The sequence below is a fragment of the Paenibacillus sp. R14(2021) genome (assembly GCF_019431355.1).
Lineage (GTDB): Bacteria > Bacillota > Bacilli > Paenibacillales > Paenibacillaceae > Paenibacillus_Z.
The window spans coordinates 446641-470288 of the sequence record NZ_CP080269.1 but is presented as its reverse complement, the minus strand read 5'-3'; the positions used below and the strand labels follow the sequence as shown (position 1 = coordinate 470288).

Sequence of the window (23648 nt, the reverse complement as noted above, 5' to 3'; positions counted from 1 at the left end):
TGCAAATGGTTTCTCAAAGCAAGCGGAGCATATTCCTATTATGAGAAATCGAGGTAACTTCTATGCATGATGTTTCCTTAAGAGCTGATCCTGCCCGCATCGTATTGATCGACGGTCGTCAGCACTTCACGCGGCTTGCTTCCCTCATACGGGCCTACAATGCTTCTGGCCTCCATCTGATCGATTAGTCTGGCAGCACGGGTATAACCTATGCGCATGCGGCGCTGCAGGAGCGATACGGACGCCTGCTTCGCCTCCAGTACGATCCGGACGGCTTGTTCGTAAAGTTCGTCCAAAATTTCTTCATTCTCCATTACGGAATCATCGATTTCGGGAACCAGATCTTCCTTGTATTCAGCCTCGCCTTGTCCTCGGGCATAGGCGACGATCGATTCCACTTCTTGGTCGGAAAGGAACGCCCCCTGCACGCGGATCGGCTTGGACATGCCGACCGGCAGGAAGAGCATATCGCCCCGTCCAAGCAGCTTCTCAGCGCCAACCATATCTAGAATCGTCCGCGAATCTACTTGGGAGGATACGCCGAATGCAATTCGGGAAGGTATATTCGCTTTAATCACGCCTGTAATGACGTCTACGGAAGGACGCTGCGTAGCGATGATCAAATGAATGCCTGACGCGCGGGCCATCTGAGCTAGCCGGGTAATGGCATCCTCGACATCGTTGGCTGCAACCATCATCAGATCGGCAAGCTCATCGACAATAACGACGATATATGGCAGCACCGCGGCAGGATTCTCAGCCATCAGCGTATTGTAGCCTTCAATATTCCGCGTTCCGGATTTGGAGAACAGTTCATATCGTTTCTCCATCTCGACGACGATTTTCTTCAATGCCAGCGAAGCCCGTCTTGGATCCGTCACGACGGGAGCCAGTAAATGCGGGATGCCGTTGTACATGTTAAGCTCGACCATCTTGGGATCGATCATCAGCAGCTTCACTTCGTCCGGGCGTGCTTTATACAGAATGCTGGTGATGATGCCGTTGATGCAAACGGATTTCCCCGAGCCGGTGGCGCCTGCAACGAGCAGATGGGGCATTTTAGCTAAATTGCCGACGATCGGCTGCCCCGAAATATCCCGTCCGAACGCGATCGACATCTTCGATGAAGCGTTTTGAAAAGATGGGGTTTCCATGACCTCGCGCATCGTGACGACGGAAACCTCCGTGTTCGGCACCTCGATACCAATCGCGGATTTGCCGGGAATCGGCGCCTCCATCCGAATATCCTTCGCAGCGAGTGCAAGCGCGATATCATCCGTCAAGCTTACGATTTTGCTGACTTTAACGCCGGTGGCCGGTTGGACTTCATACCGGGTAACCGCAGGGCCGCGGACAACGTCCAATACCTTCGCGCGTACGCCAAAGCTTTCGAGCGTCGCTTCCAGCTTGCGCCGCGATTCCACGGAATCAGCCGAGTCTCCCGTTTTCCCGCTCCCGCTCGGCTTCTGCAGCAAATTCAGAGAAGGTAGAAAATACGGCTTCTCCGCCGGAGGTTTGGTTATACTGCCTGCCGTCTCTAAGCTGTCATCCTCACCGTCCGCAGCGATGGCAGGACTTCGAGGAATGGATGGAGCAGGTGCTATGAACTCATCCTGCTCTTCTTCTATGTAGGCATCTTCTAGTTCTTTCTGCGGCGGATATGAAGCCGGCTCCGGCTCATGTTCTGAATCCGATTCTTGTACGCTTGCGGTAGTCATCTTCCAATCTGGAATCTCTGCGGGAATCGCCGTACCGGCCGACTCAACGTTCTCAAGAACTGGCGATCGCCAAGCTTCCGCGCTTTCATCTTCGTCCTCGTCGTCCTGCCATGCGGGTGCCTGTCCAGCTTTGCCAAATGAACCTGTAGATTGACCATCTTCCATCTGCCATTCATGGTCATGGTGCTCCGCTTCACTTGGTTTGGATACATCATTGAACCAAGAGAAGATCGGGGAACGCTTCTTCTGGCCGCGAGTCTTTATGGACTGGGCGTATGCATCGTCGTCATCCTCATCGTCCAAATCATCCATGACCATGACAGCCTGCTTGCCTGAAGCCTTAGGCGATGCAGCAGAAAGCGTCTGACGCTTCGAAGCGAATTTCATGCGAAGCAGTGATAAGAACCGCCCGCCTCTAATGCGTAATGTTCGAAGCAGGTCCACATACGATTTGCCCGTCATCAGCATGATCGAGATCGCAAACATCACAATCATGATAAACTTTGCGCCAAAATAACCGAACAGCCAGAATAACAGCGTATATTGAATCGCGCCGGCATAACCCCCGCTCGCAGATTGTACCGGGGCATTCCCCTGCGAATCACCAGGCGCGTTAAACAGCGCTCCGTGAATGTCGCTTCCCAATTGAGCCATGATATACGAAGGGGTCAGTCCGCCTGTCGGCTCCGTCTTCTGATCCATAACCGCACTCGCGCTCCATAAGGTACATGCAAGCACGAGCAGCAGCACGCCTGTTTTACGAGTCGACCAGCCTGAAGGCCATGTGCGTTTAATCATGACGGCAAGTCCGACATAAATGCCTACTAATGCCAAAACAAAATAGAACTTGCCGAGTACAAGTCCAAAAAGTTTCGATAATGAACGGCCGACCGCTGCTTCTCCCGATAGAGCGATTACAGAAATCGTGATGAGCAAAATACCGTATACTTCATACTTCAGGCTCGTCCCGATTGAGCTCTTTCTCTTCCTCTTTTTCTTAGCCAAAATCGTCACCTCTGCTTGCCATTATACCATAGGAGCAGGGTACGATGTGTTACTATTATCCAGTTAACTTGCCCATTACGCGTATGAACTGCCGTAGGCAATCAACGTTCCAGGCGTGAATTCAGGACGCAGGAATGCGTCCAGCGGCCCGTCGAGCAGCCTCACTACACGGCCAATTCCCGGCGAGACCGCTTCGATTTGAAGATGCACGTTTCCAACTTGTATGGACACATAAGGACCCGGCTGTTCATGAATGCCGTCAAAGACTAACTCAAGCGGCATCATTGTATAAATGGTCATTGTGTAAGCCCCCTTCCTTCCGTGCCGGCAGCTTTCTTCGCATCAATCAACAGGTTCAACTGGCGGAGCGCCTGTCCGATGCCGCCAACCTGATCGATCAGTCCATGCTTCACCGCATCCATCCCGATTACCGTCGTTCCAATGTCCCGCGTAAGCTCGCCCGACTTTAACATAAGCTCCTTGAACTTCTCTTCCGTCACATTGGAATGCGACGTCACGAACCGAACGACCCGCTCCTGCATTTTCTCCAAATATTCGAACGTCTGGGGCACGCCGATGACAAGTCCGTTTAAGCGAATCGGATGAATGGTCATTGTTGCCGATTCAGCGATGAAGGATGTATTGCCGGCAACGGCAATCGGTACGCCAATGGAATGTCCCCCGCCTAGGACAAGCGTAACCGTCGGCTTCGTCAGCGACGAAATCATTTCGGCAATTGCCAGACCCGCTTCGACATCGCCACCAACCGTATTCAATACGATCATGATCCCTTCGATCTTGGCATTCTGCTCAGCCGCTACCAGCTGCGGAATCAGATGCTCGTATTTGGTCGTTTTGTTTTGCGGCGGAAGCACGATATGCCCTTCCACTTGTCCGATAATCGTCATGCAGAACACATTCGACTCCGATGCCGGCGTCATTGTCTGACCCAGCTGCTGAATCGTTTCTACGACGGAATTGCTCAAGGGCGGTTTACGATCGCCTGCCGGCGGCTCCGGCTGTTCTGATTTAAATGTTTGAACTTCCTCCCACATTTGCTTGTCCTCCTCCAAATACCTAACCAAGGATAGCTATGGCCGGCTCTGCATAGTATGGAATTTGGCCTTGGAATTATACAACATTCTGCAAACAAAAAGACGATCCCCTTAAAGAAGCATAGCTTCCTTAGAGAATCGTCTATCGCATACGGAATGGATTAAACTTCCATAATAATCGGCAAAATCATCGGACGGCGGCGAGTCTGCTCGTACAAGAAACGTCCAAGCGCGTCCTTCACATTCGTTTTGAGCGATGCCCACTCATTCACTTTGTCGTTCATGAGCTTATGCAGTGTCGAAGTGACGATACGGTTCGCTTCTTCGAGCAGCCCTTCTGACTCCCGTACATACACAAACCCGCGGGAAATGATATCCGGACCGGATAGAATTGCGCCGTCTTGCTTGCTTAGCGTAACGACGACGACAAGAATTCCGTCCTGCGAAAGAAGCTTGCGGTCACGGAGAACAATATTGCCCACGTCACCGACGCCGAGTCCATCAATCAAGACGTTACCGGCTGGCACCTTGCTGCCTTTGCGGCCTGAACCGCCTTGGAATTCAACCGTGTCGCCATTATCGATAATAAATATGTTCTCACGCTCGATGCCAACCGCCTCGCCGAGGATAGCATGTTGACGGAGCATGCGGTATTCACCGTGAATGGGAATGAAATATTTGGGACGGATGAGGTTCAGCATCAGCTTCAGCTCTTCCTGACTGCCGTGACCGGATACGTGCACGCCGGAAACGGATCCAGGTCCGTAAATAACATGCGCCCCTAAACGGAACAATTCGTCGACCGTACGGCCTACATAACGTTCGTTGCCTGGGATCGGCGTTGCTGCGATGATAACGGTGTCACCCGGCATAATATCGATTTTGCGGTGGGTCGAACGCGCCATTCTCGTTAGCGCCGACATCGGCTCCCCTTGACTGCCTGTCGACAATACCGCTACGCGGTCAGCGGCCATTTTGTTGATTTCCTCCGGCTCGATGATCATGCCTTCCGGAATATTCAAGTAACCCAGCTCCGAAGCTACGGAAACAACGTTGACCATGCTGCGTCCTACAACTGCGATTTTACGCTTCGTTGCAGCAGCCGCGTTTACGACTTGTTGAATCCGATGAACGTTAGAAGCGAAAGTGGCAACGACTACGCGTTGTGTCGCCTTCCGGAAGATATCCTCCAGCTCCACACCGATCATGCTCTCAGACGGCGTAAAGCCCGCACGTTCAGCGTTCGTGCTGTCCGAAAGAAGCGCCAGCACGCCGCGGCGTCCAATATCAGCGATACGCTGCAGATCCGCGTACTGATTATTGACAGGCGTGTGATCGAACTTAAAGTCGCCTGTGTGAACAACCGTTCCTTCAGGCGTGTCCAAGCAGACGCCGACCGAATCGGGAATACTGTGGTTAGTTCTGAAGAACGAAGCTTTAATGGAGCCGAGTTGAACTTCGGATTCCGCGTTAATCAGGATTCTCTTCGTTTCACCCAGCAGGCCAGCTTCCTTCAGCTTGCCTTCGATCAGACCAAGCGTCAATTTCGTGCCGTAGATCGGAACATTCAGGTGTTTGAGTACATAAGGCAAGCCGCCGATATGATCCTCGTGACCATGCGTAATTAAAATCCCTCTTACTTTGTCGCGGTTCTCCGTCAAATACGTAATGTCAGGAATGACGATATCAATTCCAAGCATATCTTCTTCAGGGAACTTAAGCCCCGAATCTACCACTACGATATCATTTCCGTACTGAATAACATACATGTTCTTACCGATTTCACCGACGCCGCCCAATGCAAAAATCAGCAGCTTATCCTGGATGTTTTTCTTAGACAAGTGGATTCGTACCTCCTAATAGTTTACGAAACAAACCAGACCTCGACTTGCTGCATCAGCAACCGAAGACAGGCGTTTCAACTTATAATTAATAGTTGCGCAATTAAATCGCATAGCCAGCCGATTTCTCCCGCAGGATCGCGCTGCACGCAATTCATAACAAGTGCTGTCGAACGCCGCCCTTGGCGTTACACATTTTCAAAATTTTGCCGCACACCGTCACTTGGTTTCATTATACATGATTGAAAATACGAAAAACAAGTAATGGATATAATGTCTGCTTTAAGCAGGGCTTGTCCGCCTGCAGCATCTAATCGTTCATGACGCTTCAAACAGGCCAAATGAAACAAAAAACCGATGCAAGCGCACCGGTTTGTGGCGAATGCGGGTGAAGCAACCACGAGCAGTGAATGGAATGACTAGCCGTTAAGCAGTTGTTTAAGTACGTCGATTTCCGCCTCGTTCGCATCCACCAGAGGCAGGCGAACGCCGCCAACAGGAAGCCTTTTGAGCGCCAGCGCAGCTTTAACCAGGACTGGATTCGGCAGGTCAAACAGCCCTTTAAAAACGCGAAGGCTCTCGCCGTGCAGCTTGGCTGCTTCGCCGTTATTGCCATCCAAATACGCATGAATCATGGCCTTCATTTCTTTGCCGATGACATGGCTCGCTACGCTTACGATCCCGTAAGCGCCGACCGCCAGCGCCGGAAGCGCCGAACTGTCGTCGCCGCTGTATACGCGGAAATTGTCGGGAGCCTCTCTTACAATCTCGGCCACTTGATCTAGCGAAGCACATTCTTTGGTAGCTACGACGTTAGGGAGTTGAGCCAGGCGCAGCGTCGTCGCCGCGGACAAGCTCACGATTGTCCGGCCGGGAACGTTATATAATATAACCGGCAAGGTCGTGGATTCTGCGATTGCCTTGAAATGCTGGTACATGCCTTCTTGTGTCGGCTTATTGTAATACGGCGCGACCAGAAGTACGGCATCCACTCCGCATTGCTGCGCAATTCGAGTCAAGTGGATCGAATGAGCCGTATCGTTGCTTCCTGTTCCTGCAATGATTTTGCAGCGCCCGGCCGCGTGCTTAACCGCGAACGTAAACAGCGCTTCTTTCTCTTCGTCGCTTACCGTCGGAGATTCGCCGGTCGTACCGCATACAACGATACTATCGTTCTGTTGATCTTGAATTAAATAATCCATTAATCGGCCTGTCGTATCCAAGTCTATCGATCCGTCCGCATGGAACGGAGTAACCATTGCAGAAACTAAACGTCCAAAATCCAAAATATCTCCTCCTAAGAATTTTTGCAGTGCAAAAATCTACTGAGCCTTCGCATGGCAAAAATCGTCTAAAAATTTTGCAGAGCAAAACAGAACTATAAGAGTATATTCACTAAACGCATCGGCCGTTTATTCGTGCAGAGCAAACTTAGCATGCAGCGCTTGCAGCGCAGTCACCATGTAACTCTCGCGAACCAATACCCAGATGGTCGTGTTGGAATCAGCGGATTGAAGAATTGGAACGCCCTTCTCAGTCAACGCTTCCACGATGCGCGCCATAATGCCGGGAACGCCGTTCATTCCGCCGCCGATCACCGATATTTTGGCGCATCCGCTTACGGCGCGAGGCGCGTAACCGATTTCCTGCAAAACGTTTACCGCCTTATCCGCATCATGATCGAATACGGTGTATACCGCGCCGCCTGGATTCACGTTAATAAAATCGACGCTGATATGATGTTTAGCCATCGCTTGAAACACTTGAAGCTGTACATCGGTATGTCCGTCCTGCGCTTGAACCGTTATTTGCGTAACGCCGCTCACATGAGCAACACCCGTTACATGACGGTCACGAACAAACGAAGACTTTAATGCATGGACAGTATCGGTCACAAGGGTCCCCTCGTCCTCGGAGAACGTGGAACGGACGCGCAGCGGAATCCGTGCTTGTTGAGCGATCTCGACGGCGCGCGGATGAATAACCTTCGCACCTTGCCTAGCCATATTGCCGATTTCCGAGTAACTGATTATAGTTAATGGCCTTGCATCCTTCACGATTCTTGGATCAGCCGTAAGAATGCCGTTTACATCCGTATAAATATCGACCCGTTCCGCTTGAAGCGCTGCGCCGAGCGCTGTTGCCGAAGTATCGCTGCCGCCTCTGCCGAGGGTCGTGAATTCCCCTGCTTCTGTAACGCCTTGAAACCCGGTCACAATAACGACATGACCTTCCTGAAGCGCTTTATGAATGCCTTCTGTGCGAATTTCCAAAATTCGAGCCCGGCCGAACTGATTGTCGGTAATAATACCAGCACCGCCGCCAGTCAACGCGATAGCCGTAATGCCTGCGGCGCGCAGCAAGCTGCACAGCACGGAGGCGGAGATGATTTCTCCGCAGCCTTGGAGCATGTCTCTTTCTTTGGCCGGGAGAGAATTCCCATGATGAGCGATAAGGGAAAGCAGCGTATCCGTTGCATACGGGTCGCCTTTACGCCCCATTGCAGAGACGACAACGACAAGTCCAAATTGTCGTTGCCGCTCCCGCTTGATATGTCCGATTACGAGTTGCCTTGCTTCGTCCGTAGACAGCGATGTGCCGCCGAACTTTTGCACGAGGATGCGCATTGCCAAACCTCCGTATCCGACTGGCTGTTAACGCCGGACCGCTGCAGTTTAACAATCTGCTCTTGGATTAATCGTTACTGTTTCTCGATGGCAATGTATTCTGCGATTTGGACAGCATTCCATGCTGCGCCTTTGAGCAGATTATCAGAAACGATCCACAAGTTTAAGCCGCGTGCATGGCCCAAATCACGGCGCAGTCGTCCAACGAACACCTCAGGCTTACCTGCTGCTTCCGTTGCCAGCGGGTACATTTGACCTTGAGGGTCATCGACCAAAACAACACCTGGAGCATCAGCAATCAGCTTCTTGACGTCTTCCAGTTCATAATCGTTCTTAAGCTCTACGTATACCGATTCCGAGTGACCATAAACGACAGGAATGCGCACGCATGTCGCCGTAACCTCAATGGATTCATCATCCATGATTTTCTTGGTCTCGCGAACCATTTTCATTTCTTCCAATGTATAGCCGTTGTCTTGAAACTTATCGATTTGCGGAATAGCATTGAATGCAATTTGATGCTTCACAGGAAGAGATCCAACAGGCAAAATATCTGGATTCACAACATGGCCGTCCAACACCTCGCGTGTTTGACGAAGAAGTTCGTCAATTGCGCGGCTGCCGGCCCCCGATACCGCTTGGTACGTCGATACGATAATGCGGGAAATTCCGTAGCTGTCCTGCAGCGGTTTGAGCGCTGTAACCATTTGAATCGTGGAACAGTTCGGATTCGCAATGATGCCTCTGTGATCGTTTACCTTATCGAGATTGACTTCTGGCACGATGAGCGGAGTATCCGGATCCATACGGTAGGCATTCGTATTATCGATACAAACCGCCCCATGCTCAACAGCGTGGGGGGCAAGTGCTTTCGTCACATCGCCGCCCGCACTGAACAAGGCAATTTCAACACCTTTAAAACTTTCCGGCACAGCTTCTTCTACTGTATATTCGATTTCCTTAAACATAAGTTTCTTGCCCGCGGAACGTGCGGAAGAAAGCAACTTAAGCTCGCCGATCGGAAAATCCCGCTGCTCGAGCAAACCGATGATTTGTTCGCCTACTGCGCCTGTCGCCCCAACTACTGCGACGTTAAACAACTTCTGATTCGACATTGGTTGTCGTCTCCCTTCCGAAACTTATGTCAAGGGCTGCTCCAAGTACATAGTATGGTCGTCAAAAACGATCGTTAAGCGCGCTCGATCAGCATCGGCTGCAGCTGTTTGCCTAGAAGCGCAGCCTCGCAGGCCTCAGGAACGAGTTCCATCTTGGCAACGAGCGAATTGGGTTTCTGGATCGGATTATCTTGACCAAAAGGAACGAAATACACATTTTTGCAAACTAATAGTTTTGCAATATTAGCCGCATTTAAACCAAGACCGTCGTTCGTCGAAATGGCGAGCACCAAGGGACGCTGGTTCCGCATCTGTGCTTTGGCAGCCATCAGAACCGGACTGTCGGTCATAGCATTTGCTAGTTTGCTTGTCGTATTGCCCGTGCATGGCGCAATGACAAGCACGTCGAGCAGTTTAGACGGCCCCAGGGGCTCTGCATCGACAATTGTCGAAATGATTTCATTGCCAGTGATCGACTTCAGCTGACGCTGCCACTCCGCTGCCGTGCCGAAGCGAGTATCTGTCGTAATCAGCGTCTGCGTGACAATCGGAACGACGTTCGCTCCTTCATCCACGAAGCGTTGAATGACCGGCATAACCTCTGCGAACGTACAGTGAGAACCGGAGAGCGCGTAGCCCACCGTTTTGCCTTGCCATTTCATTGCCCATTCCCCCGTTGCCTGGAATCTTCCATAATCAATCGACATAAACAATCCGCTATGATGCGTCCAGCAGTTTTAGGTGCGACGATTCCTGGCAGGCCGGGGGCGAGCAACGCTTTAATTCCGCGCTTCTCAGCAAAGCGGAAATCCGTTCCGCCAGGCTTGGAAGCGAGGTCGATAATAACCGCTCGCGATGGCAAATTTGCTATAATTTGCGCTGTGACTATCATAGTCGGAATTGTATTAAAAAGCAAGTCAATATTCCCCACAAACTGTAACAATTGCTTGATGTAGAAGGGCTCGAAGCCCATCTCATACGCCCTTGCAAAATGCTCTTCTCGGCGTACGCCAACCATAACTTTGGCCCCCAGACCCTGCAGCGTACGCGCGAGCGTAAACCCTGTCCGGCCGATTCCCAGCACCATGCAGGATGAGCCGTGAATGGTGATGTCCGTATTCTGAATCGCCATCATAACCGCGCCTTCAGCGGTCGGAATGGAATTATAAATCGCCACGTCGTCGCGGTCGAACAGCTCGATCAGCGCAATGCCGTGCTTCTGACAAAGATTGCGCAGATATGGCTTCGCCATCCCCGCATATACCGTACAATGCTTAGGCAGTTTGGCAACATACTCCTCGGTCAGAACCAGCTCGCGATCGCTGAACACGGCGACTATCTTGCCTTCGTCGTCCGTTCCAACCGCAGGCAGCACGATTGCGTCTGCATGCTCGAACAGCTCTTCGCTCATCTCCGCGCGAACCGCTCCGTCCAGAGACGAGTGCAGTTGGTCAAAACCGGCAACCGTGACTGTTGCATCGAGCTCGGTCAGCTTGCGGATGACCTCGAGCCCGCGGGCGTCGCCGCCAAGCAGCACGACCTGAACTCCTGTCAGCATAAGGTTTCACTCCTTTCAACTGCAATCGCTGCTCGCTGCACAGAGGCAACGGCCCGATCGACAGTACAAACTGGAACCGGAAGCCTGCGTTCAGGCTTGCCGGTTGACAGCGTGCGCTCTTAGTTATAGACCATCTTATGCATCCGCCCAGAGCGGGGTGAAAATGAATTCTTCGAAACGGAGAATTCGCCCAGCCAATGCGCGGCAGTTCCTATATCCACATGCAAAAGAGCACCGAAGCCGCTGCTTCGGTGCTCTGTCATGAGTCATAATGATTGCAAATCGATAACGTCAGACGCCTGTATGCCCGAACCCGCCCGCACCGCGAATGGTCTCCGGGAGGTTATTCACTTCGGCAAGCTCGACGACCGGAACGAGCTGGAACAGCATTTGCGCAATGCGTTCGCCGCGCTCAATGACGAACGGCTGCTGCCCGAGATTAATAAGCAGCACCTTAACTTCGCCTCTATAGTCCGCATCGATCGTTCCCGGAGAATTCAAGCATGTAATGCCATGCTTATATGCAAGGCCGCTGCGCGGGCGAATTTGCGCTTCCAGATCAGCCGGCATCGCCATAGCGAATCCCGTTGGAATCAGCTTCCGCTCACCCGGCTGGAGCGTCACCGGCTCATCAACCGCAGCATGAAGGTCGAACCCCGCCGCCAAGTCTGACATTTTGCGGGGAAGCTGCACATCCTCGTTGCCGGGCAGCCGTTTAAATAATACTTGAAACAAGCGAATCCCTCCCGATGGCTGCAGCTGCTTTGTCATTGCTTCCGACCATTGCAACCGCGAATGGAACCGAGAGCATCCGCTTGGTTACTTCACGGATGTCATTCATATGAACGGCATCGATCCGCTCCAGCATTTCGTCAAGCGTGTAATGACGGCCGAGCATAAGCTCATTTTTGCCCAGACGGTTCATTCGGCTGCTTGTACTCTCCAGGCTGAGAATCAGACTGCCCTTCAATTGTTCTTTGCCGCGGTGCAGCTCGGCATCCGTTAATCCTTTGACCGCCAAATCATGCATTTGCTCCAACGTCAGATCCAGTACGTCCTTCGTCTGCTTCGGCGCAGTGCCTGCGTAGACCGTAAACAGGCCGCTGTCTGCATAGGACGTATGATAGGAATACACGGAATAAGCAAGGCCCCGCTTCTCCCGAATCTCTTGGAACAACCGGGAGCTCATACCGCCGCCGATAGCATTGTTCAGCAGGATCATTGCATACAGCTGCGGGTCCGCAATCGAGCAGCCAGGGAACGAGATGCAAATATGGTTTTGCTCGGTTTTCTTCTTATGGAACAAATAATTCCCGCTGAACGCCGGGACCGTTAGCGCAGGCTCTGAACCCGTAGTCTTGAACCCGCTGAAATGCTTCTCGAGCAGCTCCAGCAGCGCAGCCTCCTCCACATTGCCGGCAACCGCGATGACTGTGTTGTCAATCCTGTAATGCCCGTTCATGTAGCCGCGCAAGAAATCGCCGTCCATCGCGTTAAGACGTTCTTCCAATCCGAGAATGGAATATGCAAGCGGGTGATCACCGTAGGCTGCGCGCGATGCTTCATCATGCACCTTGTCATCCGGCGTATCCTCGTACATCGCGATTTCTTCCAGAATCACGTTCTTCTCTTTACCCAGTTCCGCCGCGTCCATTTGGGAATTGAAGAACATGTCGGCCAGTGCATCCACGGCGATCGGAAGATGTTGATCCAACACTTTGGCAAAATAGCACGTATACTCTTTCGCCGTAAATGCATTCACGTTGCCGCCGATGCCATCGAATAGATCAGCAATGTCTTTGGCGCTGTGGCGTTCTGTACCTTTAAAGAGCATGTGCTCGATAAAATGTGAAATACCGTTATTCTCCGGCGTTTCGTTGCGTGAGCCGGTCTTTACCCAAATTCCGAAGGAAACCGACCGGCAGGTCGGAATGTATTCCACAACGACTCGCAGGCCGTTGCTGAGTGTATAATTGTTCAAAAGTGACCCCTCCTACATCAGAAGCATGAAATCAATGACTTCACTATAACAAAATTATGGTCCTGCCTCAACTAACGACACCCTTTTAGAGGAAAGTGTTTCACTGACCGTGCCCAGCATAAGCCCTTTTCCCTTAATGGCTGCGATTATTCCGGGCAGTGCCTGACTAGAGGAATCCGTCGGATGCATGAGAATCAAAGAGCCGGACTCAACACGCGTCTTCACTTTGCGAATGATGGAATAAGCCGGGGGGTGCATCCAATCTACGGTATCCAGCGTCCACAGCACCGTCTTGAGTCCTTGTTCAGCCGCTACATCAACCGTCATTTGATTAAAGTCTCCTGACGGCGGCGCGAACCAGGCATTCTTGACATTCAGCGTCGACGACAGCAGCGCTTCCGTCCTCGCAATCTGATTATAAGCGGAAAGCCGGTCAAGCTGGCTCATATTGGGGTGCGTATAAGCGTGGTTCGATATTTCGTGGCCTGCGGCTTGAATTTCTCTTGCTACATTCGTGTTCTTCTTCAGCCAAGACCCATCGAAGAAAAAAGTCGCCTTCACATTTTCCTTCTTCAACGTCGCCAGCATCGAAGGAATGAATTCGTTGCCCCAAGCTACGTTAATCATGAGCGCAACCATCGGCTTATTCGGATTGCCTTTGTAAATCGGAGCACGACCAAGATCATTCAAACTCACTTTGGGCTCCACTTCCCGGTATACAAAACGGATGGGTTCATTCACGGGTGCATGAACCATAAGCCTGTACGTCTTATCGACATCGACTTCAAGCCCGTTATAGCCGGGTATGGCTTTCCATATGCGGTCGATACGTGCATCGACAGGGGCTATCCTCCTTTTATCGGCTTCCAATTGGATCATTTCACGCAATGACACGCTCTCATATGCCGATGGATCCAAGAAGGTTTGCGAAAATACGGCTGTTGCTGCACCTCCCTGCTTCATGGCATACACGTATTCCGACATAGGTCCGTTCAGCCGGATTGTAATTAGCAGCGCGCACATGGTCAATGCCATGATGATCCCTTTCTTCAGCTTCATAACTTTGTCCCACCCTTCTCCTACATCATATTATGACCCCGATTACAATATGAGAATTCAGGCAGACAAAGAAAAAGAGACAGGTCTCCCTGTCTCTTGAAGGAATTGCTGTTAGGATTGTTGTGCTGGCACTTCTGGCGCCAGCACGGCTTTACGAGACAGGTTAATGCGGCCTTGTGCATCAATCTCTGTTACTTTGACCGTGATTTGATCGCCGATTTTAAGAACATCCTCGACTTTAGCAACCCGTTCCGTGGATACTTGCGAGATATGAACCAAACCATCTTTGTTCGGAAGAATCTCAACGAAGCAGCCGAATTTCTCGATCCGCTTCACTGTGCCCAAATAAACTTCGCCGACAACGACTTCGCGTACGATGCCTTCGATAATTTGTTTCGCACGCTCATTCGCTTCCGCGTTGGAGGAAGCGATAAACACCGTACCATCCTGCTCGATATCGATTTTCACGCCGGTTTCATCAATGATTTTGTTAATGATTTTACCGCCGGAGCCGATAACGTCACGGATTTTGTCTGGATGGATGTGCATGATGACGATTTTCGGCGCGTACTGGGACAGGCTCGTACGCGGTGTTTGCATCACTTCATTCATCTTGCCGAGGATATGCATGCGGCCTTCGCGCGCTTGCTCCAAGGATTGTGCCAGAATCGCACGGTCAATCCCGTTGATCTTGATATCCATTTGAATGGCGGTTACGCCTGCTGCCGTTCCCGCGACTTTAAAGTCCATATCGCCGAGATGATCCTCCATACCTTGAATATCAGAGAGGATGGAGAAATGATCGCCGTCCTTGATCAGACCCATCGCGATGCCTGCAACCGGTGCCTTGATCGGTACGCCTGCATCCATCATCGCCAGCGTGCTTGCGCAGATACTTGCTTGGCTTGTGGAGCCGTTGGATTCCAGAACTTCGGATACCAAACGAATTGTATATGGGAACTCCGTTTCGCTCGGAATGACCTTCGAGAGCGCGCGTTCACCCAAAGCGCCGTGGCCGATTTCGCGGCGGCCCGGAGGACGAAGCGGTCTTGCTTCCCCTACGCTGAACGGCGGGAAGTTGTAATGATGCATGAAACGTTTCGTTTCCGTCAAATCGATGCCGTCCAAAATTTGCACGTCGCCAAGCGCACCTAATGTACAAATGCTGAGCGCCTGCGTTTGACCGCGCGTGAACAAACCGGATCCGTGCGTACGCGGCAGGAGCGCGACGTCGCATTCGATCGGACGAATTTCTGCCAATGCCCGTCCATCCGGACGTACCTTGTCATGCGTAATCAAACGACGGACTTCTTCCTTCACGATATCGTACAGTACTTCTTTCACATCGCCGAGCAATTCCGGCGATTCCGCGTATTCTACGCCAAAATGAGCGATGGCATCGCTATTGACGGCATCAATGGCTTCTTGGCGGGCATGCTTCTCGACGACGCGCACTGCTTCGACCAAGCGATCTCCTGCGAACGCGCGAACCGCCTCGTTAACGGCAGCATCCACCGTGTGCAGCTTCACTTCGATTTTCTCTTTGCCGGCAAGTGCCTGCAGCTCCTCGAGCGAAGCAACAATGCGTCTGATTTCGTCATGACCGAACATGATCGCTTCAAGTATAACGTCTTCAGGTACTTCGTTCGCTTCTGCTTCAACCATCATGATGGCGTCTTTCGTACCCGCAACAACAACGTATACGTCGCTCTTCGCTTCTTGTTCCACGGTCGGATTAATTATGAATTGTCCATCGATACGGCCTACGATAACGCCGCCGATCGGTCCGTTAAACGGAATATCGGAAATCGTAAGCGCTGCAGACGTACCGATCATTGCTGCAATTTCAGGGGAGCAGTCTTGATCGACGCTCATGACGATATTGGCGATTTGCACTTCATTGCGGAAACCGTCAGGGAAAAGCGGACGAATCGGACGGTCAGTCAAGCGGCTGGCCAGAATGGCTTTCTCGCTCGGACGTCCTTCACGTTTAATGAATCCGCCAGGAATTTTACCGACGGCATACAAACGCTCTTCGTAATTGACGGTCAGCGGGAAGAAATCCAGATTCTTCGGTTCCGTGGATGAAACAACCGTACAAAGAACCACCGTTTCTCCGTACTTCACCGTTACCGCAGCGTTAGCTTGTTTCGCTAAACGTCCCGTTTCCAAAACAAGCGGGCGGCCGCCCAATGTTGTTTCTACGCGATGCATATATATCCTCCTCACTGCAACGACCGGCAATCCATCTAGGGACCGCCGTATTGTCAGTATATTATTTTCCATTCTTTCGTTCGTTAGCCATAAACTGCCGGAAAAAAATCTATAAGAAAAGCCCCGAATGGAGCTATTCAAACGTTGGTTATGTAAGTATGCTAAGTTAATTTACAAAAAGCAACCCAGCGCAGGCACGCCCGTAATTCCCGGGCGGCCTGACAACCAGGTTGCTTTTATCCCCGCATCTATTATCGGCGAAGGCCGAGTTTTTCGATCAATGCGCTGTAACGTTTTACGTCTTTGTTTTTCAGGTAAGCCAACAATTTACGGCGTTGACCAACCATTTTGAGCAGACCGCGGCGCGAGTGGTGATCCTTCTTGTGCGTCCGAAGATGATCTGTCAAATTGACGATGTTTTGCGTCAGGATAGCGATTTGAACTTCCGGTGAGCCCGTATCGTTCGCGTGGGTTTTGTGCTCGTCAATCAATTGATGTTTGCGTTCTTGCGTAAGTGCCATCCATGTTCACCTCCTTGTATCATAATCGCCGTTAGCCTCGCCAGCGCCCGGTGAATGACGGACAGGCCAAGCTAAGGTTCAATGCTGCGTTTGCTGGAAATAGAATGCGACTACGCAACGTCTAAGAGTATACCACATCTTCCAGGGAGAAGTAAATGCAGTTTCTATTTCTGATTATAAGCCGTCAATTCCGAGCGGGCTTGATCCGCATCGGACTTGATTTGTGCGATTAGTTCATCAATAGAACCGAATTTCTTCTCCGTCCGCAGAAACGTAATAAATTGTACAGAAACATTTTTCCCGTACAGGTCCCCGCTGAAATCAAACAAGTGTGCTTCCAGAACCGGTTCAGGCAGCGTCTCATGAAAGGTAGGCTTGACGCCTATATTCATGACGCCGGGATAGCGGCTTCCCTCCACCTCAGCCATAATGGCATAGACACCTTGGCGGGGAATAAGAGCGCCTGGCTCTTGCTGAATATTCGCAGTCGGGAACCCGATCTTGCTTCCTCTGCCTTCGCCCTGTACGACAACGCCGCGAACTTCATAAGGCTCGCCAAGCAGGTTGGCCGCATCCTCAGGACGTCCGCTCGACAGCGCCTCGCGTACGAGAGTGCTGCTTACTTTCTCACCGTTTTGCATCAATGGATCCACGATCTCCACTCCTATATCCGGCTCGCCCAGCGACCAGAGAGTGTCCGGATTGCCGGCTCCCTTAGCCCCGAAGGTGAAATCAAAGCCTACAATGGCCCGTTTCACCTGTAAAGGTCTCAGAACACCGTCGACAAACTCGGCGGGCGAAACCTTGGCAAAGTCCAGATCAAATTTAACGACATACACAACGTCAACGCCCAGCTTGCGGAAACGCTCCACTTTAACTTCGAGCGGCGTTAGTGCGGTCAGATATTGTCCGCTCCGGCCAAGCACTTCTTTGGGGTGAGGATGAAACGTCATCACAGCCCCTTGGAGACCCGCAGCCCGGGCCGATGCCATGGCACGCGATATGACATTCTGATGGCCAAGGTGAACGCCGTCGAAATGACCGATTGCCAATGTCTTGGGCCGTGCGCGGAGCGCTGCTTCAGAACCTGCGATCGGGTACTGTAACGAAATAATTTCCACTGCAGTCACACCTGCTTTATAATCTTCACTACTCCGCCGTCGGTGTAAACACCTTCACAGCTTTAAGTGATTGGGTTTCATCATCCGGTTGAAATAGGCCTGCAAACAAGCCGTCTTCCCCATACACGCGCAGCAAGGAATCTTGCTCGAAAGCATTTTGCTCCAGCAATCCGCGAAGCGGAATTCGCTTGCCTTGAAACGCGCGCTGCACATCGGCAGCGCTGACAGTTACACGCGGGAAATGATCCAGCGCTTCATCAGAAGCCATCAGCTTGTCCTCAATAGTTCCGGATGCCTTGAGCTGCGCAATTTCTTCCAGCGTCAAGCATTGCTCACGCGTGAAGCCACCGGACATGGTCCGAGTGAGCTCCGCCATAGCCGCGGGAACGTTCAATGCTTTGCCAATATCGACGCACAGGGTTCGGATATAGGTGCCCTTGGAACAAACGACGGAGAAACGAATGAGCGGCCGCGGTTGGTTCAGTTGCAGCTCCAGAAGCTCCAGCTTATATATGGTTACACGTCTGGACTGCCGTTCGACCACTTGTCCTTCGCGAGCCAATTCGTACAACCGCTTTCCGTCCACGCGTACCGCAGAGAACATAGGAGGCACTTGATCGATTTCGCCTACGAAGGATGCAAGCACATCGCGTATCTGCTGTTCAGTTAACTCAACCGAGGGCATCTCCGATACGATTGTGCCTGTCAAATCCTCTGTATCCGTAGCTATGCCGAACTGCATAACCGCTTCATACGACTTGGGACGCTCTTGCACATATTCCACAACGCGCGTAGCACGTCCTATACAAAGCGGCAGCACGCCGGTTACCTGCGGATCCAGCGTTCCGGTATGTCCGATCCGCTTTACCTTTAATATACCCCTTACTTTGGCTACAACATCGTGCGAGGTCCAGCCCGCAGGCTTCCAAACTGCCAAAACACCATCCATCATCCGTTCAACGCCTCTCTAACGGCATTTACAACAGCAGGGATGGAGTCATCAATGCCTACCTGCAGCCTGCAGCCCGCTGCACGAACATGACCGCCGCCGCCGAAGGACTGTGCAATGGCGGCTACGTCGGCTTTCCCAGAAGAACGCATGCTGACTTTCACGTCGCCATTCTCGGTCTCCTTGAATAGGATTCCGACTTCTACGCCTTCCACATTGAGCGCGTAATTCACGAGGCCTTCCAAATCATCCCCGACCGCTCCCGTATCCGCCATATCGGTAATCGCTACATAGAGCCAGGCGATTTGGTTATCTTCCGAGAAGGTCAAACGGTTCAATCCGCGCTGCAGAAGCAGCAGCTGCGGCTTTGTCATCCGCTCAAGGAGATGGTTTGCGATCCAATGCCCCTGTACATCCTCTGCGAGCATGCGGGATGCAATCTGCATAACGCGAGGACTCGTGTTGGAATAACGGAAACCGCCGGTATCCGTCAATAATCCGGTATAAATGGCAGTTGCCGCTTCCTTATCTATCGATAAGCCAGCATATTCAATAAGATCGTTTAAAATTTCAACCGTTGCGGCTGCATCCGCTCGAATCAAGTTCACGGAACCAAATCCGTCGTTCGTCGGATGATGATCAATATTAAGAAGCTGCGCTTGATCGGCAAACAGGTCTTTTACAAGACCAATTCGCCTAAAATCAGCGCAGTCAACGGCAATAATTCGATCAAAGAATTCAGTCGGCGGCTGTTTGCTGTAATTGATGATTCCGGCTGTTTCCTCCATATAATGAAGGCGGGTTGGTACCGCGCCTTCATTAATGAGGACAGCTTGCTTGCCCAGCTGGCGAAGAATCCAACTAACGACGAGCGTCGAGCTGATGGCGTCGCCATCAGGCTGTACATGCGAAACAACTAGAACCTGGCTGCCGGAGCGAATGAAATCAAGCGCGTCCTGCAGCTGCTTGCCGTAAGCGGCTGGAAATGCCGCAGCTTCCGCCGCGGTCATTGTCCGCTCCTGCCACTGCCTGCATTGATCGTATTCAGCAAGGCTTCAATGCGGCTGCCATACTCGATGCTGCTGTCGAATTTGAACAGCAGCTCCGGAGTATGACGGAACCGAATCCGCTTGCCAAGCTCCGAACGAATGAAACCTGTACCGCGACCCAGCGCTTTGAGCGTTTCTTCCTTCTGCTCATCGCTGCCGAGTACGCTCAGGTATACCCGCGCCTGTGACAAATCATTTGTCACTTCGACGCCGGTTACCGTTATGAAGCCGATCCGCGGATCCTTCAGCTCCGTTTGGATAATGGTGCTGAGTTCTTTCTTAATTTGTTCGCCTACACGTCCTACGCGGACTTTCGCCATAGGTCAATCACCTCTCTACTGTTTCCAAGACGAAGGCTTCAATAATATCTCCCTCTTTGAGGTCGTTATACTTATCGAGCGTAATACCGCACTCGTAGCCTTGCGCCACTTCTTTCACATCGTCCTTAAAGCGTTTGAGTGATTCGATCTCGCCTTCGAACACAACGATACCACCGCGGATCAAGCGCGCTTTTGCGCTGCGCGTGATTTTGCCGGAAGTGATCATACAGCCGGCGATAACGCCAACTTTGGTAACTTTGAAAATGTTGCGGATCTCGGCTTGACCGATAACCACTTCTTTGAAGACAGGATCCAGCATCCCTTTCATTGCGTGCTCGATTTCGTCGATGACGTTGTAAATGATGCTGTGCAGACGGATGTCGACTTTCTCTTGCTCCGCTGTCGCGAGCGCCTGAGGCTCTGGACGTACGTTGAAGCCGATGACGATTGCGCTGGATGCAGCAGCAAGGTTGATATCGGATTCCGTGATAGCGCCTGCGCCGCTGTGAATGATCTTCACACGAACGCCTTCGATGTCAATTTTCGCCAAGGAGCCTTTAAGCGCCTCGGAAGAACCTTGAACGTCCGCTTTAATGATCACGTTAAGATCTTTGATCTCGCCTTCTTTAATATGATTGTACAAATCTTCGAGCGTTACGCGGGAGTTTGCGCCAAGCTCGGATTGACGATGCTTGATGGCGCGGCGATCCGCGATTGCGCGTGCTTTGCGCTCATCTTCATATACGAGGAACGGATCGCCCGCTTGCGGAACCTCCGTCAGACCCGTAATCTCGATCGGCGTGGATGGACCAGCTTCCTTGAGACGACGGCCCTTGTCGTTAACCATGGCACGTACGCGTCCGAAGCAATTGCCGGCAACGAAGGCATCACCGATTTTGAGTGTACCGTGCTGCACGAGAATCCGGGCAACTGGACCTTTACCTTTATCAAGCTCGGCTTCGATTACGGTACCGCGCGCCCGTTTATTAGGGTTCGCTTTGTAGTCATTCACTTCTGCGACGAGAAGAATCATCTCGAGCAATTCTTCAAGGCCGGTACGTTGTTTCGCTGAGACGTTAACGAAAATCGTGTCGCCGCCCCACTCTTCGGGAACAAGCGCGTATTCCGTCAAGCTTTGCTTGATTTTCTCTACGTCCGCACCCGGTTTATCGATTTTGTTGACTGCAACGATGATTGGAACACCTGCTGCTTTCGCGTGGTTGATTGCTTCCACGGTTTGCGGCATTACGCCGTCATCAGCGGCAACGACAATGATTGTAATATCCGTAACTTGAGCACCGCGGGCACGCATGAGCGTAAACGCTTCGTGACCAGGCGTATCGAGGAACGTGATTTTCTTGTGGTTGATTTCAACTTGATACGCACCGATATGCTGCGTGATACCGCCAGCTTCACCGCCGGTAACGTTCGTTTGACGAATAGCATCGAGCAAAGTCGTTTTACCATGATCGACGTGACCCATGATAGTAACAACCGGTGGACGGGCTTCCAGCAATTCTTCGTCGTCCTTCTCTTCGATCGTTTCGAATTGATCTTCCTCGACAGGAATCTTCACTTCGACCTCAACGCCGTATTCCGAAGCGATGAGCTGAACCGTATCCAGATCCACCTCTTGGTTGATCGTCGCCATAACGCCAAGCGTAATGAGCTTCTTGATGACTTCAGATGCATCCTTGTGAAGCAATTTAGCCAGATCGCCTACCGTTACCGTACCGCGTACGATAATTTTCTTCGGCGTATTGTCGATCTTCTCGCGGCGCTCTTGCTGTTGACCGCCCTTACCGCGATTGTTCTTGCCGCCGCGGCCGCTCTTGAAATTGCCTGTGCGATTATCGTCGAAGCGTTTGTTATTGCCGTACGAATTGTTCGACGATTTGGAGTTATTGTTATTGCTGCGCTTCTTCTGATCATCGGATGGACCGCGATTCTCGAATGTGCGAGCAGGCGCGCTGTTGCTGCGGCTTGGCTGCGCATCCGGACGTGGAGCCGATGAACGGAAGCCGCCTTGGCCGCCGCCCTGACTGCTGCTTTGACCGCCTGAAGGACGGTTGCCTTGGTAACCGCCGCCTTGACCCTGCGGACGTTGACCACCCTGGCCGCCTTGGCCGCTGCCGCTTTGACCCTGCGGGCGATTGCCCTGATAGCCGCCGCCTTGGCCTTGTGGACGGCTGCCTTGGTAGCCTCCCTGACCTTGACCTTGCGGACGGTTGCCTTGATAGCCGCCGCCTTGACCTTGCGGACGACTGCCTTGACCGCCTTGACCCTGCGGACGGTTGCCTTGATAGCCGCCTTGGCCTTGCGGACGATTACCTTGACCGCCTTGACCTTGCGGACGTTGATTGGAAGTGGAAGTGCCGCCTTGCGAAGCCGTACCAGTTGAAGCTGTATTGGACGCTGCAGACGTGCTTGACGTTGTGCCGGAAGCCGGCGCTTGACTGCCAGTCGCAGCTGCTGGTGTGTTGGCAGATAAGGACGCAGTCGTATTAGGTGTATTAGATTGAGTTGTATTCATATTCCCCTGTTGTTCTTTCGTATTTTTGTTGCCTTGACCTTGTTGTATGGAAGCATTCAGTGTCTGCTGCGGTTTACGCTCCTGCTGACCCTGCTGTGGACGATTAGACGATTGTGCAGCTGCTGATACCGTCGCGTTCTCCTGCGCACGTTTCGCTGCAGCGTTCGCTTTAATATCGCGGAAGAAACCTTCCACCTTTGAAACCATCTCATTTTCCATGACGCTCATATGATTGTTCACGGGAAGACTGAGACGCTTAAGAATGGTAATGATTTCTTTGCTGCTCATATTGAGCGATTTTGCGTATTCATAGACACGTAATTTATCTTTATTATCTTGTTGTTTAGTCAATATACTCCACCTCCGAAGATTCAGTTAAGCTTTGTACAATGCTCTTGGCAAAGCCTGCATCGGTTAACCCTAGAATTACCCGTTCTGATTTGCCGATCGCTTCACCTAGTGTGATCCGGTCAAAAGCCTCCATGCACTTCACGTTATATGTCGCACATTTATCCCGAAACTTCTTCTTCGTATTATCTGATGCATCCGCAGCAAGTATGACTAATTTTGCTTTCCCCTGCCGGACCGCCTTCAGCACGGTTTCGTCCCCGGTTATAAGCTTTCCGGCGCGCATAGCCATTCCCAGCGTGGAAAGCGTTTTAGGCCTCGTCTTCATCATCCGTCTCATCCTTACTGGCGTTAAACGCGTCCTCGACAGCGATAAAATCCTGCGCGAGTCCGTCGTAAATCTCTGGACCGACTGCCTGTTTCAATGCCCGATCCAGCGCCCGGCTTTTCTTAGCAAGCCTGAAGCAGTCCACTTCCCCGCACAGGTAAGCGCCGCGTCCTGCTTTCTTGCCCGTTAAGTCAATGAGAATGGCTTCGTCCGGCGTACGGACGATCCGAATCATTTCTTTTTTCGCCTTCATCTGCTGGCAAGCCACGCATTTGCGCAGCGGTATTTTTCTAGGTCTCACCATTC

General features: G+C 51.8%; 21 protein-coding genes. All 21 read right to left on the bottom strand.

Going from position 1 to position 23648, the window contains the following annotated elements; genetic code table 11:
* Positions 1-77 precede the first annotated feature (77 nt).
* Entirely contained in the window at positions 78-2723 is a 2646-nt protein-coding gene (locus KXU80_RS02455; protein ID WP_219836719.1) for an FtsK/SpoIIIE family DNA translocase, read from the bottom strand.
* A gap of 75 nt (positions 2724-2798) precedes the next feature.
* Positions 2799-3023, bottom strand: a complete 225-nt coding sequence (locus KXU80_RS02450; RefSeq protein ID WP_219836718.1) for a YlzJ-like family protein — start codon at positions 3021-3023, stop codon at positions 2799-2801.
* Positions 3020-3778 (bottom strand): ClpP family protease, encoded by a 759-nt coding sequence (locus KXU80_RS02445; protein WP_219836716.1) that lies wholly within the window; start codon positions 3776-3778, stop codon positions 3020-3022. The genes KXU80_RS02450 and KXU80_RS02445 overlap by 4 nt, the downstream gene beginning before the upstream one ends.
* Before the next feature lie 161 nt (positions 3779-3939).
* Positions 3940-5619, bottom strand: coding sequence for a ribonuclease J (locus KXU80_RS02440; protein ID WP_219836715.1), 1680 nt, complete (start codon positions 5617-5619; stop codon positions 3940-3942).
* A 419-nt stretch (positions 5620-6038) separates the two neighbouring features.
* Entirely contained in the window at positions 6039-6905 is an 867-nt protein-coding gene (gene dapA, locus KXU80_RS02435; RefSeq protein ID WP_219836714.1) for a 4-hydroxy-tetrahydrodipicolinate synthase, read from the bottom strand.
* 126 nt (positions 6906-7031) lie between these two features.
* Complete coding sequence (dapG, locus tag KXU80_RS02430) at positions 7032-8246, bottom strand: aspartate kinase (RefSeq protein ID WP_219836713.1); 1215 nt, start codon at positions 8244-8246, stop codon at positions 7032-7034.
* A 74-nt stretch (positions 8247-8320) separates the two neighbouring features.
* Positions 8321-9361 (bottom strand): aspartate-semialdehyde dehydrogenase, encoded by a 1041-nt coding sequence (locus KXU80_RS02425; RefSeq protein ID WP_219836712.1) that lies wholly within the window; start codon positions 9359-9361, stop codon positions 8321-8323.
* A 74-nt stretch (positions 9362-9435) separates the two neighbouring features.
* Positions 9436-10023, bottom strand: a complete 588-nt coding sequence (locus KXU80_RS02420; RefSeq protein WP_219836711.1) for a dipicolinate synthase subunit B — start codon at positions 10021-10023, stop codon at positions 9436-9438.
* The gene (gene dpsA / locus KXU80_RS02415) at positions 10020-10919 is read right to left on the bottom strand and encodes a dipicolinate synthase subunit DpsA (protein WP_219836710.1); all 900 of its coding nucleotides are present in this window, start codon (positions 10917-10919) and stop codon (positions 10020-10022) included. The genes KXU80_RS02420 and dpsA overlap by 4 nt, the downstream gene beginning before the upstream one ends.
* Before the next feature lie 291 nt (positions 10920-11210).
* Positions 11211-11690, bottom strand: coding sequence for a dUTP diphosphatase (dut, locus tag KXU80_RS02410; RefSeq protein WP_219836709.1), 480 nt, complete (start codon positions 11688-11690; stop codon positions 11211-11213).
* On the bottom strand, positions 11635-12900 hold the full coding sequence (locus KXU80_RS02405; RefSeq protein WP_219836708.1) for a M16 family metallopeptidase: 1266 nt from the start codon (positions 12898-12900) through the stop codon (positions 11635-11637). The genes dut and KXU80_RS02405 overlap by 56 nt, the downstream gene beginning before the upstream one ends.
* Positions 12901-12954: 54 nt before the next feature.
* A complete protein-coding gene (locus KXU80_RS02400) occupies positions 12955-13959 on the bottom strand; it encodes a polysaccharide deacetylase family protein (RefSeq protein WP_219836707.1) in 1005 nt (334 codons plus the stop codon).
* A gap of 111 nt (positions 13960-14070) precedes the next feature.
* Positions 14071-16173, bottom strand: coding sequence for a polyribonucleotide nucleotidyltransferase (gene pnp / locus KXU80_RS02395; RefSeq protein WP_219836706.1), 2103 nt, complete (start codon positions 16171-16173; stop codon positions 14071-14073).
* Between the two features lie 251 nt (positions 16174-16424).
* On the bottom strand, positions 16425-16694 hold the full coding sequence (gene rpsO / locus KXU80_RS02390) for a 30S ribosomal protein S15 (RefSeq protein WP_090574209.1): 270 nt from the start codon (positions 16692-16694) through the stop codon (positions 16425-16427).
* Between the two features lie 164 nt (positions 16695-16858).
* Entirely contained in the window at positions 16859-17815 is a 957-nt protein-coding gene (locus tag KXU80_RS02385) for a bifunctional riboflavin kinase/FAD synthetase (protein ID WP_219836705.1), read from the bottom strand.
* 28 nt (positions 17816-17843) lie between these two features.
* Entirely contained in the window at positions 17844-18767 is a 924-nt protein-coding gene (gene truB, locus KXU80_RS02380; protein WP_308858168.1) for a tRNA pseudouridine(55) synthase TruB, read from the bottom strand.
* A complete protein-coding gene (locus KXU80_RS02375) occupies positions 18764-19774 on the bottom strand; it encodes a DHH family phosphoesterase (RefSeq protein ID WP_219836704.1) in 1011 nt (336 codons plus the stop codon). The genes truB and KXU80_RS02375 overlap by 4 nt, the downstream gene beginning before the upstream one ends.
* Positions 19771-20133 (bottom strand): 30S ribosome-binding factor RbfA, encoded by a 363-nt coding sequence (rbfA, locus tag KXU80_RS02370; protein ID WP_219836703.1) that lies wholly within the window; start codon positions 20131-20133, stop codon positions 19771-19773. Before rbfA ends, KXU80_RS02375 begins: the two co-directional genes overlap by 4 nt.
* A 7-nt stretch (positions 20134-20140) precedes the next feature.
* Complete coding sequence (gene infB, locus KXU80_RS02365) at positions 20141-23017, bottom strand: translation initiation factor IF-2 (RefSeq protein WP_219836702.1); 2877 nt, start codon at positions 23015-23017, stop codon at positions 20141-20143.
* A complete protein-coding gene (locus tag KXU80_RS02360; RefSeq protein WP_258171206.1) occupies positions 23010-23345 on the bottom strand; it encodes a L7Ae/L30e/S12e/Gadd45 family ribosomal protein in 336 nt (111 codons plus the stop codon). The genes infB and KXU80_RS02360 overlap by 8 nt, the downstream gene beginning before the upstream one ends.
* A complete protein-coding gene (gene rnpM, locus KXU80_RS02355; protein ID WP_219838829.1) occupies positions 23326-23643 on the bottom strand; it encodes an RNase P modulator RnpM in 318 nt (105 codons plus the stop codon). The genes KXU80_RS02360 and rnpM overlap by 20 nt, the downstream gene beginning before the upstream one ends.
* Between the last annotated feature and the right edge of the window lie 5 nt (positions 23644-23648).

Bases quoted from the DNA above. Each gene is read 5' to 3' on its own strand.
- KXU80_RS02450 (WP_219836718.1), bottom strand. From the start codon at position 3,023: ATGACCATTTATACAATGATGCCGCTTGAGTTAGTCTTTGACGGCATT.
- KXU80_RS02445 (WP_219836716.1), bottom strand. From the start codon at position 3,778: ATGTGGGAGGAAGTTCAAACATTTAAATCAGAACAGCCGGAGCCGCCG.
- dapG (WP_219836713.1), bottom strand. From the start codon at position 8,246: ATGCGCATCCTCGTGCAAAAGTTCGGCGGCACATCGCTGTCTACGGAC.
- KXU80_RS02425 (WP_219836712.1), bottom strand. From the start codon at position 9,361: ATGTCGAATCAGAAGTTGTTTAACGTCGCAGTAGTTGGGGCGACAGGC.
- KXU80_RS02420 (WP_219836711.1), bottom strand. From the start codon at position 10,023: ATGAAATGGCAAGGCAAAACGGTGGGCTACGCGCTCTCCGGTTCTCAC.
- dpsA (WP_219836710.1), bottom strand. From the start codon at position 10,919: ATGCTGACAGGAGTTCAGGTCGTGCTGCTTGGCGGCGACGCCCGCGGG.
- dut (WP_219836709.1), bottom strand. From the start codon at position 11,690: ATGACAAAGCAGCTGCAGCCATCGGGAGGGATTCGCTTGTTTCAAGTA.
- KXU80_RS02400 (WP_219836707.1), bottom strand. From the start codon at position 13,959: ATGAAGCTGAAGAAAGGGATCATCATGGCATTGACCATGTGCGCGCTG.
- pnp (WP_219836706.1), bottom strand. From the start codon at position 16,173: ATGCATCGCGTAGAAACAACATTGGGCGGCCGCCCGCTTGTTTTGGAA.
- rpsO (WP_090574209.1), bottom strand. From the start codon at position 16,694: ATGGCACTTACGCAAGAACGCAAACATCAATTGATTGACGAGCACAAA.
- truB (WP_308858168.1), bottom strand. From the start codon at position 18,767: ATGATGGATGGTGTTTTGGCAGTTTGGAAGCCTGCGGGCTGGACCTCG.
- KXU80_RS02375 (WP_219836704.1), bottom strand. From the start codon at position 19,774: ATGACCGCGGCGGAAGCTGCGGCATTTCCAGCCGCTTACGGCAAGCAG.
- rbfA (WP_219836703.1), bottom strand. From the start codon at position 20,133: ATGGCGAAAGTCCGCGTAGGACGTGTAGGCGAACAAATTAAGAAAGAA.
- KXU80_RS02360 (WP_258171206.1), bottom strand. From the start codon at position 23,345: ATGATGAAGACGAGGCCTAAAACGCTTTCCACGCTGGGAATGGCTATG.